Source organism: Chryseobacterium sp. CH21 (assembly GCF_004119445.1).
GTDB lineage: Bacteria > Bacteroidota > Bacteroidia > Flavobacteriales > Weeksellaceae > Chryseobacterium.
In genome coordinates this window covers 1-2,675 of record NZ_QICI01000094.1, presented here as the reverse complement: position 1 = coordinate 2,675, position 2,675 = coordinate 1, and the positions used below count along the sequence as shown (strand labels likewise).

At 37.3% G+C, this 2,675-nt stretch carries 1 protein-coding gene; it reads right to left on the bottom strand.

The genetic code is table 11. The features are described 5' to 3' along the window. Positions 1-215: 215 nt before the first annotated feature. The gene (locus tag BOQ62_RS20010; RefSeq protein WP_129042150.1) at positions 216-2,354 is read right to left on the bottom strand and encodes a S9 family peptidase; all 2,139 of its coding nucleotides are present in this window, start codon (positions 2,352-2,354) and stop codon (positions 216-218) included. Positions 2,355-2,675: the final 321 nt, after the last annotated feature.

Here is a 2,675-nt window from a genome sequence, read left to right as displayed (position 1 = left end):
AAAAATAAAATGAGTGTCCTGAATGCGGTAAGAAATAAATTAGTACACAGAATAATGGCTGTCATCAATAGAAAACAGCCATTTTTACAAAAAGAAGAATTTGTGTCAATAAAAAATTCAAATTTCTCTTGTGTATTAACATAGAAATCTTTGCGTCTTCTAAAAAGATTAGCAAAAAACAAAAACCCAGCCTGGTTTTAGGCTGGATTGTATTATTATTTCTTCAGATATAAATCAAAATAATCTGTAATTTTCTGCATCAGGTGAACTCTGTCTTTCCCGATCACATTATGCGGATGCCCCGGATAGGTAAAGTAATCCAACTGAACCCCGTTATCCACAGCAGATTTGATGAATTTAATAGAATGCTGCCATACTACCACATCATCCTGAGCTCCGTGGATCATCAGTAATTTCCCTTTCAGGTTCTGTACTTTATCCAGAAGATTAGCTGCGGCATATCCCTGTGGATTTTCCTGTGGAGTATCCATATATCTTTCTCCATACATGATTTCATACATACTCCAGTCGATTACCGGCCCTCCTGCTACACCCACTTTGAATACATCCGGCTTACGAAGCATGAAGCTTGTTGTCATAAATCCTCCGAAGCTCCATCCATGGATTCCCATTTTATCTCCATCTACATAAGGAAGAGACTTTAAGTATTCTACACCTTTCATCTGGTCATTCATTTCTGTTGTCCCCAGGTTTCTGAATACCGCCTGCTCAAACTTCATTCCTCGGTTAGAAGAACCTCTTCCGTCCATTGTGAAAATAATATAACCGTTCTGAGCCATATATTCATACCAAAGGTTTCCTGAAGCCGGGAAAGTATTGGTGATCAGCTGCAAGTGTGGTCCGTTGTACAGATAAACGATGGTTGGGTATTTTTTATTGGGATCAAAGTTTGTCGGAAGGATGATTTTTCCATACAAAGGAGTTCCGTCATCTGCTTTTAATGCTACATTTTTAATTTCCGGTCTCTGATAATTCTTTAATGGATTTTCAGAAGTAAGAATATTTGTAGTTTTTAAATTCGCTGTATTGATAATATTGGCAACTCTTGGTGAATTGGCATTGCTATAAGCATCATACAGATAATTTCCGTCGCTGCTCAACGTACCGGCATGCATTCCTTCTGCATTGTCCAACTTTTGCATCTTGAAGTTGGTCCAGTTGATTCTATATAAATGTCTTTCTAAAGGAGTCTCTTTTGTAGAAGTAAAATAGATTTCCTTTTTCTTTTCATTGAATCCTAAAATATCAGTTACCAACCAGTCCCCTTTTGTGATTTGAGACACCAGCCCTTTTTCAAGGCTGTAGTGGAACAAATGATTATATCCCGTTCTCTGGCTCTGCCAGATGAAGTCTGTATTAGAATTCGGGAAGAAAGTAAGTGGGTGCTGTGGCTCCACATATTTGCTGTCTGTTTCTTCAAATAAAGTTTTCATCAATTCTCCTGTTGCAGCATCATACTGATTCATTTTCATATGATTCTGACCTCTGTTCAGAACCCCTACAAAGATGTATTTTGAATCCGGGCTCCATGTAATGGCCGTCAGATATTGATCTTTTTCACCTTCCACTTTTAAGAAAGTAGTAGCTTGGGTTTTAATATTGAAAACTCCTAATGTCACCTGGTGAGAAGTCTGACCAGCCATTGGGTATTTAATATTGTGATTGACAGCAGGTGTTACAGACCAGTCGATGATTGGGTAATCTGCTACCATGCTCTGATCCATTTTATAGAAAGCTACACTTTCAGAGTTTGGAGCAGGGAAAATTCCGGTATCAATTCCGAATTCATTTCTGTGAACTGCCTGTCCGCTGATGATATTTTCATTCGTTTCGTTGGTTACAGGAATGGTTTTTCCGTTTCTGTTAACAAATAAATTATTCTTTGCTGTGAAAGCGAAAGTCTGACCGTCACCAAACATTTTTATGTTGGCAGCATCCTGATCAATTGCTGCTGTATTCTTTATCTTCCAGTCATTTCCTGATTTTTCAATCCACGACATTTTACCTGCAGTAGTAAAATACCCATTGGAATTTCCTGTAAATTTAATGGGTGGAACAGCTTTAAGCTTATCATTGGAAATGTTTCTGTTCAGTTGGCTCAACGAGATCAGGGTATCCTGTTTGTTTGTTTTCAAATCTGTAATCAGATAACCGCCTTTTACTGCCTGGATATAAGATTTTCCGTCAGCAGCCCATGAAAACTGGGAAATATTTTTCACGGCAAGGTTGGTTCTCATTCCATTTACAGCCTCCGCCATAGTAAACTTCTGGGTCTGGGCAAATGCTGAACTGCCTAAAACCAGCATCAATAAAGAAAATTTATGTAATTTCATTGTATAAAATTGAATCCATCAAAAATAAGAAATAAAAACCATTCGTTAAGAAATGTTAAATTAAAACATTCATAAAATGGAATTCATGCACTAAAAGGAATTATTCCTTAACTTAATAGTAGAATTTTTAAAGGGATTAGGAGAGTTGAATTGTGAATGGTCAATCCGCTGCGCTTGTCAATTTGATGTTGAAATAAATTCACCATTCACTTGCGAAGCAAAATTGACCATTGATTATTAAATGAGTCAATCGGGAACTGTCAATCCGCTACGCTCGTCAATTTGATGTTGAAATAAATTCACCATTCATCTGCGAAAGCA

What these genes read in the sequence shown, in the direction of transcription:
- BOQ62_RS20010 (WP_129042150.1), bottom strand. Translation starts at nt 2,354, where the DNA reads ATGAAATTACATAAATTTTCTTTATTGATGCTGGTTTTAGGCAGTTCA.